Source organism: Plantibacter flavus, from assembly GCF_002024505.1.
Lineage (GTDB): Bacteria > Actinomycetota > Actinomycetes > Actinomycetales > Microbacteriaceae > Plantibacter > Plantibacter flavus_A.
This window is the reverse complement of the sequence record NZ_CP019402.1, coordinates 1,436,711-1,450,628: the sequence shown is the minus strand read 5'-3', so window position 1 is coordinate 1,450,628 and position 13,918 is coordinate 1,436,711. Positions and strand designations below refer to the sequence as shown.

Below are 13,918 nucleotides of genomic sequence, written 5' to 3'. Positions count from 1 at the left end.
GGCTCAGGGACCGGAGGAGCGACTCAGAAACCGGAGGAATCACTCAGGACCGGAGGACCACTCAGCGACCGGGCTCAGTCCGCGAGGATCTTGCCGGGGTTGAAGTTCGAGCCGGGGTCCGCGCTGTCGAAGAGGCCGCGCATGATCGCGACGCCCTCGGTCGAGATGTCCTGCTCCATCCACGGCGAGTGCTCGACGCCGACCGCGTGGTGGTGCGAGAGGGTGCCACCGTGGTCGACGAAGGACTGCTGGATCGCCGACTTGACCTGCTCGTACTCGCCGATCGGGTCGTCGCCGGTGATGAACGCGAACGTGAAGTACAGGCACGCGCCGGAGTGGTACGAGTGCGAGAGGTGGCACATGATCCATCCATGCACCCCGAGCTTGTCGTACGCGGCGTTGGCGGCGTCGTTCGCGGCGTCGTAGACCTCCTGCAGGCGCGACCAGGGCGCTGCGGTCTCCGAGACGTCCGCCGCGGCTCCGCGGTCGAGGAGGAAGTCGCGCAGGTACGGGGTGTCGAACTTCTTCTGGTCGTAGAGGGCGCCGGGGCCCTTGCCGACGCCGATGCCGCCGTGCTTCCGGACGATCGAGCCGACGAGGCCCTTCTCGTATCGCACGTGCGACGCGCTGCCCTCGTAGCCGATGAAGGAGAGGCACAGCTGCTCGAGGTCCCAACCCCTGGCCGTGAGCACCTTCATGAGCCCCTTGGTGACCTGCGCCGAGACGCCGGTGCTGGCCTTGCGGGTCGCGAGCGAGAAGCCGCTCTCCCGGGCGTTCGACACCCGGGTGACCGAGGGGCTGGCGTCGCTCTCCGCGATCTCGTGCATCGCCGCGAGCCCTGCCTCCCAGGTGGGGAAGAAGTAGCCGAGGACCTCGCGGACGGCCGGCGTCCGGTGGACCTGCACGGTGACCTCGGTGATGATGCCGAGTCGACCCTCGCTGCCGATGATCATCTCGCGGACGCTCGGTCCGGTCGACGCGCTCGGGACGGGGCGGATCGCCACGATGCCGTTCGGGCGCACCATCCGCAGACCCTTGGTGATGTCGGCGATGTCGCCGTACTTGTCGGACTGCATGCCCGAGGAGCGGGTCGCGACCCATCCGCCGAGCGTGGAGTGCGTGAAGCTGTCGGGGAAGTGGCCCATCGTCCAGCCCTTGGCGCCGAGCTGCTCCTCGATCGAGGGCCCCTGCGCACCGGCCTGGATGGTGGCGAGACCGGAGCCCTCGTCGATCGACAGGACGCGGTCGAGCCGACCGAGGTCGAGCGAGATGATGACCCGCTCCTCCGTCGGCTGGGGGTCGAGCGAGCCGGCGATGTTGGTGCCACCGCCGAACGGGATGATCACGGCGTCTGCGTCGACGGCTGCAGCGACGACCGACGCGACCTCGGCCTCGTCAGCCGGGTACACGACGAGGTCGGGCGTGCGGGGCAGGTCGTTCGCGCGGATCCGCAGCAGGTCGCGGATGCTCTTGCCGTAGGTGTGGACGACGCGCTCCTGGTCGTCCGTGGTCACGTGACCCTGGCCGACGAGCGTCGAGAGCTCGGCGATGAACTCCTCGGACGCACGGGACGCCGGGACGGTGAGCTCGTCGAAGCTGAGGTGTGACTGCGCCGGCTTCCGGAGGTCGAGACCGACGGCCTGCTTCACGAACGGCGCGAAGTCCGGCTTGTTGCTGTGCTCGAAGGCGACCCCTTCGACTCCCCAGCCCCACCACTTCATGTGCTCCACAGACGTCATCCGGCTTCCTTTCGTGGTGTGTCGATCGAAACGTGTGCTCCCGGCTCGACCGAGGCGCGCAGCGCGACGATCTCGGCGACGACGCGGTCCATGAGCTGGACGGGCGTCTCGTTCGGCTGCGGGTGGATCGGTTGCCCGAAGACGACGCGCACCGGCGGTCGTCCGGGGACGGGCCAGTTGCGACCCTTCGGCATGGCGGAGTGGGTGCCGAGGACGGCCACCGGGAGGCAGGGGATGCCCTGGCGTGTGGCGAGTGCCGCGGCACCGGGCTTGAACCGGCCGAGCTCGCCCGTCCGCGACCGGCCGCCCTCGGGGAAGATCAGGATCGGGACGCCGCTCTCGAGCAGCTGCCGAGACACGCCCGCACGCTTGCGGTCGCCCGAGCGGTCCACCGGGAAGGCGTTGAAGAAGAGCGCGGCGAAGATCCGACGGGCGGGGACGTCGAAGAAGTAGTCGGCCGCCACGCCTGCGGCGAGGTAGCGCGACAGCCGACGAGGCATGGCCCCGACGACGAGCGGTGCGTCGAGGTGCGACTGGTGGTTGGCGACGACGATGTACGGCCCGGTCACGCCCGACAGGCGCTCGCGACCCGTCACCGTCACGCGGGTCAGCGACCACACGAGGGGCTTCAGCAGCAGACGCTGGGCGACGAAGCGCGCGTTGGCGTGGAGGGAGGAGGTGAACCGCGGCTCTGCGGTCATCGGCGGGCTCCTGACTGGGCGGCGTTGGCGGCTCGACGGCTCGAGGACATCCGGCCGGAGATCCACCGGATGGACGCACGGGGCGCGAACTTGACGAGGGCCATGAGGGCTTTGAAGCGGAAGCTCGGGATGGAGACGACGACCCCCCTCCCGGCGTCGCGGAGGGCGTCGGCGACGAGCCGGTCCACATCGATCCACAGACCCGACGGGATCGAGCGGGTGCTGATGCCGGCGCGATCGTGGAACTCGGTGCGGACCCATCCGGGGCACAGGGCCGTCACGCGGACACCCGAGCCGGCGAGCTCGACGGCGAGCGCCTCGGTGTAGGTGGTGACGAACGCCTTCACCGCGGAGTAGCCGCCGGTGGTGATGTACCCCGCCGTGCTCGAGACGTTGATGATGGTGCCGCGTCCGCGTTCCCGCATGGCGCGGGCCGCGGCGCCCGAGAGGGTGGTGACGCTCCGGCACATGACCTCGATCGCGTTGTCGAGCTCGCTCGTGTCGGGATCGGTGAGGCGGGCGTGCACGCCGAACCCGGCGTTGTTCACGACGACCTCGATCGGCGACGCGTGGTCCTCGATCCGTGCGGCGAGTCTCGCCACGTCGGCGCGGTCCGAGAGGTCGGCACTGATCACCTCGACGGTGCGACCGGTCGCGCGCAGTCGCTCGGCCGATCGCTCGAGCCGCTCGACGTCACGGGCGACGAGCACCAGATCGAAGCCCCGTCCGGCGAGCGCCGTGGCGAACGCGGCACCGATGCCGGACGTCCCACCGGTGACGAGAGCTGTAGCCATGGGGATCAGAATACGCTACGCGTTGCGTATCGTTGCAAGCTACAGTGATGAGGTCGGATCGTCACGGAACGGAGACGCCATGGTGAACCGGGATTCGCCGCGCGGAACAGCACCCGCAGCCCTCGAGGACGCGGAGCAGGAGAGCGCCATGCTGCGGCCTGCCCACGGGTTCAGCGTCCGCGACTACGCGAAGTCCGCCGTCGGCAGTCGTCGCAAGGAGATCGACGCCGAGGCGTTCGCCGAAACGCCGCTGAGTGCTGAGACGGTCGCGCTCCTCCGGGCCCTGTCGGACATCGAGCGCGCGACCATGCAGTACCTCCGCGGAGTGCTCGTCACCCCCACCCACAAGGACGCCAGGGTCACCGCGTTCCTCATCACCTGGGCGTACGAGAAGTACTGGATCACCGACACCCTCGACACCGTGCTCAAGGCGAACGGGACCCCTCGCGACAAGACGCGTTCGACGGGTCTCCGCCGCACCGTCCACGGCGTGCGCGACCGCTTCGCGCCCATCGGTCAGGCCCTCGTCGCGAACGTGCTCGGCGAGGACATCATCGCCTGGCACATGACGATCGGGACGATCGACGACCTCATCACCCACGCGGCGTACCGCACGGTGCGCGAGCGCGAGCCGCACCCCGTGCTCGACCGCCTCGTCGACGAGATCCTCGAGACGAAGGCCAGGCACCTCGAATTCTTCACCGCACAAGCGAGCGACCGCCTCGCCGCGTCGCCCCGTGCGCAGGGCATCACCCGTCGCCGCATCCGGAACGCCGTGTGGCCCACCGGCTCCGATGCGAACGGCCCCCGACAGACGGCACGGTTCGCCGCGCTCGTGTTCCGCAGTACCGCCACCTGGAGCGACCCCGCCGTCCTCGGCATCGACGCGTCGATCGACGCGCTGCCCGGTCAGTCGGGCCTCCATCTCGCCGCAAGACTCGCCCGCCGCGGACGCCGCGGCAGCCTCGAGGAGAACCGATGACCGACACCCCCACGCCAGACGCCGAGCAGCCCGACACGCAGGAGCCCGAGGCTCAGCAGCCGGCCGCTGAGCAGCCCGCCACCGCCCCGGACGCCCTCGACGGCGCGCACGTGCTCGTCACCGGTGGAACCGGTTTCCTCGGTCAGGCGGTGCTCGAGCGCCTGCTCGCCGATCACCCGACCACCCGTGTCAGCCTGCTCATCCGGAAGAAGGGGTCGGTGCGCGGAAGCGACCGTCTCCAGACCCTGCTCCGCAAGCCGGTGTTCAAGGCCTGGCGCGAACGCGTCGGCGCCGAAGCCGCTGCGGCGATCGTGGCCGAACGCGTCAGCGTGATCGAGGGTGGCCTCGACGAGATGGCACTGCCGGCCGACCTCGACGTCGTCATCCACAGCGCGTCGACCGTCTCCTTCGACCCGCCGATCGACGAGGCCTTCGCCACGAACGTCGGCGGAGCGACCACGCTGTACGCGGCGCTCGCGAAGAGCGGCGCGACCCCGCACGTCGTCCACGTCTCCACCGCCTACGTCGGTGGCACCCGGAAGGGCATCCAGCCGGAACGCAGCCTCGCACACGACGTCGACTGGCGCGTCGAGGCCGAGGCAGCCCGCTCGGCGCGCGTCCGCACCGAGGAGTCGTCCCGTCGTCCGGAGGTCCTGCGCAAGCTCATGCAGACCGCCCGCCGCGAGCACGGCAAGGCCGGCCCCCAGGCCGTCTCGAACGCCGCCGAGGCCGCACGCATCGCCTGGGTCGACGCCCGACTCGTCGCCCACGGCCGCGCACGCGCCGAGAGCCTCGGCTGGACCGACGTCTACACCTTCACGAAGGCCATGGCCGAGCGGGTCGCCGAAGAGCGCTGGGCCGGCGAGGGCAACCGACTCTCCGTCGTGCGCCCCTCGATCATCGAGAGCGCGCTCGCGCACCCCTTCCCCGGCTGGATCGACGGCTACAAGGTCGCCGACCCGCTGATCATCGCCTACGGCCGCGGGCAGCTGCCCGATTTCCCGGGCCTCCCCGACAGCGTGCTCGACATCATCCCCGTCGACTTCGTCGTCAACGCGATCCTCGCTGCTGCGCAGACCCCGCCGGAGCCGGCTGCGGCGCGCTACTTCCACGTGAGCTCAGGAGCCAGCAACCCGCTGCCGTTCCACAAGATGTACGCGAACGTGCACAGCTACTTCACCGAGCACCCGATCCCGGCGGACGCCGGCGACATCAGCGTGCCGACCTGGAACTTCCCCGGCGGGCGCGCGATCGAGCGCTCCATCGACCGGCGGCAGAAGGCGACAACGGCTGCCGGCCGGGTCGTCTCCCACCTGCCGGCGAACGCGACCACCCGCGGGTGGCAGGACCGGATCCGCAAGGCGTCGAGCGACCTCGGCTCGCTCCGCGACTTCACCGGGCTCTACCGCTCCTACGTGCAGAGCGAGATCGTCTTCGACGACCAGCGCACCCGTGCCCTGCACGCCTCGTTGACGCCCGAGCAGCAGGCGGACCGCGGGTTCGACGTCACGACGATCGACTGGGACGACTACTTCCAGCGCATCCACTTCCCCGCCGTCACGACCCTGACCCGCGCCTTCGCCAACCGCAAGGCGGGCGCCGCGAAGCAGCAGAAGATCCTGCCCGTGCGCGACGACGTCCTCGCGGTGTTCGACCTCGAGGGCACGGTGCTCGCCTGGAACCTCATCGAGCAGTACCTCTGGCTGCGGCTCGCCGCGACCTCGCGGTCGCGCTGGCCCATCGAGATCGCTGCACTCGGCGCGTCCATGCCGGGGTACATCGGTGCTGAACTCCGCGACCGCGGTGAGTTCATCCGCACGTTCATGCGTCGCTACGAGGGCGTCGACGTGGCGCAGCTCGAGAAGATCGTCCGGGGCGGCTTCGGCAAGGCCGTCCGGTCCCGCCTCCTCCCCCAGGCGCTCGAGCAGATCGCCGCGCACCGGGCAGCCGGTCACCGGACGATCCTCGTCACCGGCACCATCGACCTCATGACGGCTCCGCTCGAACCGTTCTTCGACGAGGTCGTGGCCGGGGCGATGCACGCCGAGAACGGACGCCTCACGGGCTACCTCGACAGCCCGCCGCTCGTCGACGAAGCGCGCGGCGCCTGGCTCACCCAGTACGCCGAGCAGCACGGCATGGACCTCGCGCACTCCTACGGCTATGGCGACTCCCACGCGGACGCCGCCTGGCTGCAGCTGGTCGGGAACCCGGTCGCCGTCAACCCCGACCACACCCTGTACAAGCTGGCGCAGGCCGGGCGGTGGACGGTGCGAGAATGGGCACGAACCACCGGAGGCGTCCGCTCCGAAGACGAACTGACCCGCGCACCGCGCCCCGCACAGCCGAGAGGAGAGCGGACGGCCGAGGACACGATCCCCGACCGCCCCACCGCACATGGCGTTTGACATCGACAAGTTCACCGAGACGAGTGTCTCGGTGAACTGGAGCGACCTCGACTTCGACGAGTTCAAGACGAACCCGCTCCCCGCTTCCACCCTGCGCAGCCTGCGCTACATGTGCGACATCGAGTACCACACGGTCTGCTACCTGCGCGACATGCTCATGACGCCGTCCCATGAGGACGACGAGGTCGGCGCGTTCATGACGATGTGGAACCGTGAGGAGTTCTGGCACGGGGAGGCGCTCGCCGCCGTCCTAGCCGCCCACGACATCACGGTCGACTTCGACGAGCTCAAGGCGACGCGCCTGAAGCTCGGCTGGAAGGACCGCCTCGACCCCATCAAGCAGTCGATCCTCGGCAACCTCGTGGGCACCGACTTCATCGCGGTGCACATGAGCTGGGGCGCGGCGAACGAGTGGTCAGCGACCGCCGCGTACACCCGCCTCGCACAGTTGGAGCGGCACCCGGTGCTCTCGGTCCTCCTCAAGCGGATCGCGAAGCAGGAGACCCGTCACGTGGCGTTCTACGCGAGCCAGGCCAGGGCACGCCTGGAGTCGTCGAAGAGCGCCCGTCGACTCACCCGGTTCCTCCTCCGCAAGGTGTGGGGCCCCGTCGGTTCCGGCGTCATGCCCGACTCCGAGGTCACGCACGTCATGGGACACCTCTTCGGCGACGAGGACGGCCTGGCCGAGGTGCGCCGCATCGACGGGCACATCGCGAAGCTCCCCGGCATGGAGGGGCTCACGATCATCGAGAACTCGCTCCGCGTGCGCGGCGTCGCTGCCTGAACCGCACCACCTCGGACAGCAGCCCCGGTCGGATCTCCGACCGGGGTTGCTTCGTTCGTGCGGGCCGTGTCTCAGCTCTGCGAGACGATGCGGGCGCCGTGGACCGGCCCGTGGGCTCGGATGACCTTCAGCCCGGACGAGGCGAGCGTCACCTGCAGTTCGACGGCGTCGTCGGTGTCGGCCGCCAGGAAGGCGATCGTCGGCCCGGAGCCGGAGACGAGGCTGCCGAGGGCGCCCTGGGAGTCGCCGAACTCGAGCACCTCGCCCAGCACCGGGCGCAGCTGCAGCGCGGCGGCCTGCAGGTCGTTGTAGAGGACCTCGCCGAGGAGGTGGGCGTCGCCCGCCCGCAATGCCTGGAGCACCGCGGCGTCGACCGTCGGCTGACGACCGGACGGCGAGATGTCGAGGATGTGCCGTGCCCGGTGGGCGTCGAGCTCCTGGTAGACCTGCGGGGTCGACATCCCGAAGTCGGCGAGGGCGAGCACCCACTCGAACTGCCCCTTGGCCAACGCACTGCTCAGTTGGTCGCCGCGGCCGGTGCCGACCGCGGTGCCGCCGAGCAGCGCGAAGGGAACGTCCGCGCCGAGGCGCGCCGCCAGCGCCAGGAGGTCGTCGCGGCTGCGTTCGGTCCCCCAGAGGGCGTCACAGGCGAGCAGCGTGGCCGCCGCGTCGGCTGAGCCGCCGCCCATCCCGCCGGCGACCGGGACGTGCTTCTCGATCTCGAGCCGGACACCGCCGCGGTACCCCGTCCGGCGCGCGAGGGCCTTCGCGGCGCGGATGGCGAGGTTGCTCGTGTCGGTCGGCACACCCGACACGTCCACCGAGCCGGAGAACGACACGCTGAAGTCGTCGGCCGGGTACGCGTGCACGTCCTCGTACAAGGAGATCGCCTGGTACGCGGTCGCGACGTCGTGGTAGCCGTCGTCCATCACTTCGCCGACTTTGAGGAAGACGTTGATCTTCCCCGGTGCTCGCACGTGGACGTGCTTGAGGATGGCCTCGGTGGTCATTGTTCCAAGTTAGTCGATCGAGCAGGCGCCTCAGACCGCGTCACTTGTCGGAGGAGTCCGCCCAGATGTTGACGTCGGCGCCCTCCGCGAGTCGGTCGATCTCCTCGAGCTCCTCGGTCGTGAACGCGGGGCCGTCGAGCGCCGCCAGGTTCTCGTCGAGCTGCTCGGGGCGGGAGGCGCCGATGAGGGCGGAGGTGATCGCGGGGTTGTTGAGGACCCAGGCGAGCGACATCTGCGCGAGGGTCTGCCCACGCTCCACGGCGATGTCGTTGAGGGACCGGAGGCGGGTCGCCATCTCCTCGCTCACCTGGCGGTCGGGCAGGGAGGGACGGTTCGTCGCGCGTTCGGCCGGGCCGTCGCCGAGGTACTTGTCGGTGAGCAGGCCCTGCGCGAGCGGCACGAAGGCGATCGCGCCGAGGCCGGTCTCGGTCAGCACCTCGGTGAGGCCGTCCTCGACCCAGCGGTTGAGGATCGAGTACGACGGCTGGTGGATCACGAGCGGCGTGCCGAGCTCGCGAGCGACGGCGTGCGCGGCGGCGGTCCGCTCGGCCGAGTACGAGGAGATGCCGACGTACAGGGCCTTGCCGGAGCGCACGATCGCGTCGAGCGCGCCCACGGTCTCCTCGATGGGCGTGACCTCGTCGACCCGGTGCGAGTAGAAGATGTCGACGTAGTCGAGACCCATCCGCTCGAGCGATTCGTCGAGGCTCGCGGTCAGGTACTTCTTCGAACCGAAGTTGCCGTACGGGCCTGGCCAGAAGTCGTAGCCGGCCTTCGAGGAGATGATGAGCTCGTTGCGGTACGGACCGAAGTCCTCGCGCATCATGCGACCGAAGTTCGTCTCGGCGGAACCATAGGGCGGGCCGTAGTTGTTCGCGAGGTCGAAGTGGGTGATGCCGTGGTCGAACGCGTGGCGCAGCAGCGCGCGCTGCCCGTCGAACGGCCGGTTGTCGCCGAAGTTGTACCAGAGGCCGAGCGAGATCGGCGGGAGAAAGAGGCCCGAGGTGCCGACCTGGCGGTAGTCGTTCCGCGCGTAGCGGTCGTCCGCCGCAGCGTACGGGCGGTGGATGTCGGGGACGTTCAGCGGGAATCGAGCATCAGCGGTCATGCGCCAACGTTATCGTCCCGCACGCACGATCGACAGGAAGTCGTGGACCGTGAGCTCCTCGCCGCGCGCCGTCGGCTTCACCCCGGCGGCCTCCATCTGCTCCGTCGCGGCCTGGGAGCTGCCGAGGACGCTCCCGAGTGCCTGCCGGAGCATCTTGCGACGCTGCTGGAACGCCGCGTCGATGAGCGCGAAGGTCTTGACACGCTCCTCCTCGGTGCCGATGACGTCGCTGCGTCGCTCGAATCCGACGAGCACGGAGTCGACGTTCGGGATGGGCCAGAACACCTGGCGGCTCACCTGGCCGGCGATGCGCCACGCGCCGTACCAGGCGGCCTTCGCGCTCGGGGCGCCGTAGACCTTGCTGCCGGGGACCGCGGCGAGTCGGTAGCCGACCTCGGCCTGCACCATGACGACACCGGCCGTCAGCGAGGTGAAGTGCTCCAGGAAGTGCAGGAGGACGGGAACGGAGATGTTGTACGGCAGGTTGGCGACGAGTCGGTTGGGCTGCGCGGGGAGTTCCTCGATGCGCATCGCGTCCTCGTGGACGACCGACAACCGGTCGATCATGCCCGGTGCCATCTCCCCCACGGTGAGCGGCAGCTGCTTGGCGAGCCGACCGTCGATCTCGACGGCGACGACGCTCGCGTCGGCCTCGAGCAGGCCGAGGGTCAACGAGCCGAGGCCGGGGCCGATCTCGACGACGACGTCGCCCGGAGCGACGTGCGCGACCGACACGATCTTGCGGACGGTGTTCGCGTCGATGACGAAGTTCTGACCGAGCTTCTTCGTCGGCGTCACGTCCAGCAGGGTGGCGAGATCTCGGATCTCGGCGGGGCCGAGCAGGGCGACGGAGGCGGTCATCCCTCCAGTATCCCTGATCGGGGAGCCGGTCCTCGTCGGGCGACGGGCGCGCGGCTCGGCGACGGGCTCAGTCGCTCAGTCGGCCCAGGAGCCGTAGACGCGCTCGGTGTTCGTCGCGAGCTGCGTCGCGAACGCTGCGACGTCCTCACCCAGGTGCTCGGCCATGCCGCGCACCGTGTACGGGAGGAGGTACGGCGCGTTCGGCCGACCGCGGAACGGGGCGGGCGTGAGGTAGGGCGCGTCGGTCTCGACCATGATCAACTCGCGGGGCATGATCGCGAGCGCCTCACGCAGCGGTGCGGCGTTCTTGAACGTCACCGTCCCGGCGAAGGAGGCGTACCAGCCGTGCTCGGCGCACAGCTGGGCGAGCTCCGGGCCGCCCGAGAAACAGTGGAAGACGGTGCGTTCCGGGGCGCCCACCCGCAGGAGCGTCTCGACGACCTCGTCGTGGGCGTCGCGATCGTGGATCTGCAGCGCGACACCGTGGCGCTTCGCGATGGCGATGTGCGCTTCGAACGACGCGAACTGCGCCGCTCGGCCGTCCTCCTCGGTGCGGAAGAAGTCGAGGCCGGTCTCGCCGACGGCGCGGACGCGAGGCTCCGCCGCCAGACGGTCGATCTCGGCCAGCGCCTCGTCCAGGGTGCCCGCGCGGTCGAGGTCCGGCGCGTCGTTGGGATGGATCGCGACCGCCGCGAGCACACGGGGGTCACGAGCGGCGATCGCAGCCGACCAACGGGAGGTCTCGACGTCGGTGCCGACCTGCACGATGCCTCGGACCCCGACGGAGCCCGCGCGGTCCAAGTGCTCCGACGGGGTCAGCGGGGCGTCGCCGTCGGCGTGCTCGAGGTGCGTGTGGTTGTCGTAGACCGCGACCGGCAGCGCCGCAGGTGCCTCGGGGTAGCTCAGCTGCTTCCGCTCCCCCGCTTCGCGCTGCCGCAGGTGCGGTGTGGCGGCCGGATCCGGCGCGACGCCCCCGCTCATTCGGCGACGGCCTCGATCCGCGGGAACAGGGGCTCGAGCCCTGCCACCGAGGTGCCCGCGGGCAGCTGCCCCCAGGTGCCGACATCGCCGATGCGCTGTGCCCCGAGCTCGCCGAGGGCGGCTTCGGCGCCGAGGGCGGACCACAGCTTGGTGGTCGCCTTCGGGACGAAGGGGTGGAGCAGGACCGACAGGGCGCGCAGGCCCTCGACCGCCGTGGCGAGCACGGTGCCGAGCCGCTCCCGCTTGGCCTCGTCCTTCGCGAGCGCCCACGGCTCCTGCTCGGTGATGTAGCCGTTCAGCTCGTCGACGATCCGCCAGATGGCAGCGAGCGCGTCCTGGATGGCGAGGCGCTCGATCGCGGCGTCGGCGTCCGCAGCAGCCCGGGCGACCGTCTCCTGAATGGCCACGTCGGCCGGTTCGGCAGGGCCACTCGCCGGCACGACGCCGTCGAAGTACCGCGTCACCATGGCGAGCACGCGCGACGCGAGGTTGCCGAAGCCGTTCGCGAGCTCCGCCTGGTACCGCGCGGAGAGGTCCTCCCAGCTGAACGAACCGTCCTGCCCGAAGGCGATGGCGCGCATGAAGTAGTAGCGGAACGCGTCGGAGCCGAAGGTGTCGGTGATCTCACTCGGTGCGATACCGGTGAGCTTCGACTTCGACATCTTCTCGCCGCCGACGAGCAGCCAGCCGTGACCGAAGACCCGCTTCGGCACCTCGAGCCCGGCGGCCATGAGCATGGCCGGCCAGATGACCGCGTGGAACCGCAGGATGTCCTTGCCGACGATCTGCGTGGCGGGCCAGCGCTCGGCGAACGCCTCCTCGTCGGAGCCGTACCCGGCGGCGGTGATGTAGTTGAGCAGGGCGTCGAACCACACGTAGACGACGTGGCTCTCGTCCCACGGGACCTTGATGCCCCAGTCGAAGGTCGAGCGGGAGATGGACAGGTCCTTGAGCCCCTGGCGCACGAACTGGATGACCTCGTTGCGCGCCGACTCCGGCTGCACGAACTCCGGTCGCTCCTCGTAGAGGGCCAGCAGGCGCTCGGCGAAGTCGCTCATGCGGAAGAAGTAGTTGCTCTCCTGGAGCAGTTCGACCGGCTTCGAGTGGATCGCGCACACGAGCTGCCCGACGTACTCGCCGGTGCCCTGCACGAGGTCGCTCTCCTGCTTGTACTCCTCACAGCCGACGCAGTAGTACCCCTCGAACTCACCGGTGTAGATGAAGCCGGCGTCGTACAGACGCTGGAGGAAGAGCTGGACGTTCTGCTCGTGCCGCACGTCCGTCGTGCGGATGAAGTCGTCATTCGAGATGTCGATCGTGTCGAGCAGCGGATACCAGGACTCGCTGACGAGCTTGTCGGCCCACTCCTTCGGCGTCACGCCGTTCGCGGTCGCCGTGCGCAGGATCTTCTGGCCGTGCTCGTCGGTCCCGGTCAGGAACCAGGTGCGGTCGCCGGCCTGACGGTGCCAGCGCGCGAGGACGTCCGCGGCCACCTCCGTGTAGGCGTGCCCGATGTGCGGGGCGTCGTTGACGTAGAAGATGGGCGTGGTGATGTAGAACGAGGTGCCGTCGGCCATGGGGTCAATCCTAGGACGAGCGGGCGCCGCCACCGTGCCTGTTACGGTGCGGGACGCACCCTCGCGTCCGGCGACGCCTTCGGGGGCCGGGCTGCGAGAGCCGCCTGGTACAGGTCGCGCTTCGAGAGACCGGTGGCCTCGGCGACCTCGTTCGAAGCGTCCTTCAGGCGCGTGCCCGAGGCCACGAGCGCGAGCACCTGCTCGAGCGCGGTGGCCGGATCGGCTTCGACGGCCTCCGCACCGGCGATGACGATGCAGATCTCGCCCTTCACACCGCCGGACGCCCACTCGGCCAGTTCAGCGGCCGTCCCCCGCTTGACCTCCTCGAACAGCTTGGTGAGCTCACGGCACACCGCCACGCGACGATCGGCACCGAGCACGGAGGCGATGTCCTCGAGGGAGGAGGCCAGTCGGTTGGGCGACTCGAAGAACACCATCGTGCGCGGCTCGGTCGCGAGCGCTCGGAGGCTGCTGCGCCGGTCGCCCGGCTTCCGCGGGAGGAACCCCTCGAAGGTGAAGCGGTCCGTCGCGAGACCGGACACGGCGAGCGCCGTCACCACCGCCGACGGCCCGGGGATCGCGGTGACCTGGACGTCTGCGGCCGCCGCCGCGTCGACGAGGTGGAAGCCGGGGTCGGACACGGTCGGCATGCCGGCGTCGCTGAGCACGAGGACGTCGGTCTCGCGGGCCAGTTCGACGATCTCGGCCGCACGTTCGCGCTCGTTGTGGTCGTGCATGGCGATGAGCCGCGGCCGCGATTCCACACCGAGGGCGCGCAGCAGGTGGATGGCCGTCCTGGTGTCCTCGGCGACGATGACCTCAGCCGCGGCCAGCGCCTCCCGGAGTCGTGGCGACGCATCGCCGAGGTTGCCGATGGGGGTCGCTCCGAGGATGATCACCGGACCAGTCTCCCATCCGGTCGGGGTGGTTAGATGAGACGGTGTCGGTCGATCTCGTGAAAGCCCCTGAGACG

12 protein-coding genes are annotated in these 13,918 nt (G+C 70.0%); 3 read left to right on the top strand and 9 right to left on the bottom strand.

The genetic code is table 11. The annotated features are described in order from the left end of the window. Window positions 1–74: 74 nt before the first annotated feature. Genes BWO91_RS06835 through BWO91_RS06825 form a run of 3 tightly spaced genes read right to left on the bottom strand, consistent with a single transcriptional unit; the run spans window position 75 to window position 3,234 of the window. Complete coding sequence (locus BWO91_RS06835; RefSeq protein WP_071261106.1) at window positions 75–1,739, bottom strand: FAD-binding oxidoreductase; 1,665 nt, start codon at window positions 1,737–1,739, stop codon at window positions 75–77. Further along, on the bottom strand, window positions 1,736–2,440 hold the full coding sequence (locus BWO91_RS06830; RefSeq protein ID WP_071261107.1) for a lysophospholipid acyltransferase family protein: 705 nt from the start codon (window positions 2,438–2,440) through the stop codon (window positions 1,736–1,738). Before BWO91_RS06830 ends, BWO91_RS06835 begins: the two co-directional genes overlap by 4 nt. Continuing rightward, entirely contained in the window at window positions 2,437–3,234 is a 798-nt protein-coding gene (locus BWO91_RS06825) for an SDR family NAD(P)-dependent oxidoreductase (RefSeq protein ID WP_079001980.1), read from the bottom strand. Before BWO91_RS06825 ends, BWO91_RS06830 begins: the two co-directional genes overlap by 4 nt. Window positions 3,235–3,313: 79 nt before the next feature. Here BWO91_RS06825 and BWO91_RS06820 point away from each other — a divergent pair, with 79 nt between their 5' ends. From BWO91_RS06820 to BWO91_RS06810, 3 genes are read left to right on the top strand one after another with little or no spacing between them, the layout of a single operon-like run. Next, window positions 3,314–4,216: a hypothetical protein gene (locus tag BWO91_RS06820; RefSeq protein ID WP_079001978.1), complete on the top strand. Its 903-nt coding sequence runs from the start codon at window positions 3,314–3,316 to the stop codon at window positions 4,214–4,216. Beyond that, entirely contained in the window at window positions 4,213–6,624 is a 2,412-nt protein-coding gene (locus BWO91_RS06815; RefSeq protein WP_079001976.1) for an SDR family oxidoreductase, read from the top strand. Before BWO91_RS06820 ends, BWO91_RS06815 begins: the two co-directional genes overlap by 4 nt. Beyond that, window positions 6,614–7,408: a hypothetical protein gene (locus BWO91_RS06810; protein ID WP_056007527.1), complete on the top strand. Its 795-nt coding sequence runs from the start codon at window positions 6,614–6,616 to the stop codon at window positions 7,406–7,408. Before BWO91_RS06815 ends, BWO91_RS06810 begins: the two co-directional genes overlap by 11 nt. Before the next feature lie 71 nt (window positions 7,409–7,479). Here BWO91_RS06810 and BWO91_RS06805 read toward each other — a convergent pair whose 3' ends face one another. The 6 genes from BWO91_RS06805 to rsmI form a co-directional block, all read right to left on the bottom strand. Continuing rightward, window positions 7,480–8,418, bottom strand: a complete 939-nt coding sequence (locus BWO91_RS06805) for a 4-(cytidine 5'-diphospho)-2-C-methyl-D-erythritol kinase (RefSeq protein WP_064296493.1) — start codon at window positions 8,416–8,418, stop codon at window positions 7,480–7,482. 40 nt (window positions 8,419–8,458) lie between these two features. Then, window positions 8,459–9,526, bottom strand: a complete 1,068-nt coding sequence (gene mgrA, locus BWO91_RS06800; RefSeq protein WP_064296494.1) for an L-glyceraldehyde 3-phosphate reductase — start codon at window positions 9,524–9,526, stop codon at window positions 8,459–8,461. A gap of 9 nt (window positions 9,527–9,535) precedes the next feature. Continuing rightward, window positions 9,536–10,387, bottom strand: a complete 852-nt coding sequence (rsmA, locus tag BWO91_RS06795; RefSeq protein ID WP_071261112.1) for a 16S rRNA (adenine(1518)-N(6)/adenine(1519)-N(6))-dimethyltransferase RsmA — start codon at window positions 10,385–10,387, stop codon at window positions 9,536–9,538. A gap of 75 nt (window positions 10,388–10,462) precedes the next feature. Continuing rightward, window positions 10,463–11,368 (bottom strand): TatD family hydrolase, encoded by a 906-nt coding sequence (locus BWO91_RS06790; RefSeq protein WP_079001974.1) that lies wholly within the window; start codon window positions 11,366–11,368, stop codon window positions 10,463–10,465. Continuing rightward, window positions 11,365–12,945, bottom strand: a complete 1,581-nt coding sequence (metG, locus tag BWO91_RS06785; RefSeq protein WP_079001972.1) for a methionine--tRNA ligase — start codon at window positions 12,943–12,945, stop codon at window positions 11,365–11,367. Before metG ends, BWO91_RS06790 begins: the two co-directional genes overlap by 4 nt. A gap of 41 nt (window positions 12,946–12,986) precedes the next feature. Then, a complete protein-coding gene (rsmI, locus tag BWO91_RS06780) occupies window positions 12,987–13,844 on the bottom strand; it encodes a 16S rRNA (cytidine(1402)-2'-O)-methyltransferase (RefSeq protein ID WP_079001970.1) in 858 nt (285 codons plus the stop codon). Between the last annotated feature and the right edge of the window lie 74 nt (window positions 13,845–13,918).

Coding starts and splice junctions, on each gene's coding strand:
- BWO91_RS06830 (WP_071261107.1), bottom strand. CDS start 2,440: ATGACCGCAGAGCCGCGGTTCACCTCCTCCCTCCACGCCAACGCGCGC.
- BWO91_RS06820 (WP_079001978.1), top strand. CDS start 3,314: ATGGTGAACCGGGATTCGCCGCGCGGAACAGCACCCGCAGCCCTCGAG.
- BWO91_RS06825 (WP_079001980.1), bottom strand. CDS start 3,234: ATGGCTACAGCTCTCGTCACCGGTGGGACGTCCGGCATCGGTGCCGCG.
- BWO91_RS06805 (WP_064296493.1), bottom strand. CDS start 8,418: ATGACCACCGAGGCCATCCTCAAGCACGTCCACGTGCGAGCACCGGGG.
- BWO91_RS06790 (WP_079001974.1), bottom strand. CDS start 11,368: ATGAGCGGGGGCGTCGCGCCGGATCCGGCCGCCACACCGCACCTGCGG.
- BWO91_RS06835 (WP_071261106.1), bottom strand. CDS start 1,739: ATGACGTCTGTGGAGCACATGAAGTGGTGGGGCTGGGGAGTCGAAGGG.
- BWO91_RS06815 (WP_079001976.1), top strand. CDS start 4,213: ATGACCGACACCCCCACGCCAGACGCCGAGCAGCCCGACACGCAGGAG.
- metG (WP_079001972.1), bottom strand. CDS start 12,945: ATGGCCGACGGCACCTCGTTCTACATCACCACGCCCATCTTCTACGTC.
- mgrA (WP_064296494.1), bottom strand. CDS start 9,526: ATGACCGCTGATGCTCGATTCCCGCTGAACGTCCCCGACATCCACCGC.
- BWO91_RS06810 (WP_056007527.1), top strand. CDS start 6,614: ATGGCGTTTGACATCGACAAGTTCACCGAGACGAGTGTCTCGGTGAAC.
- rsmA (WP_071261112.1), bottom strand. CDS start 10,387: ATGACCGCCTCCGTCGCCCTGCTCGGCCCCGCCGAGATCCGAGATCTC.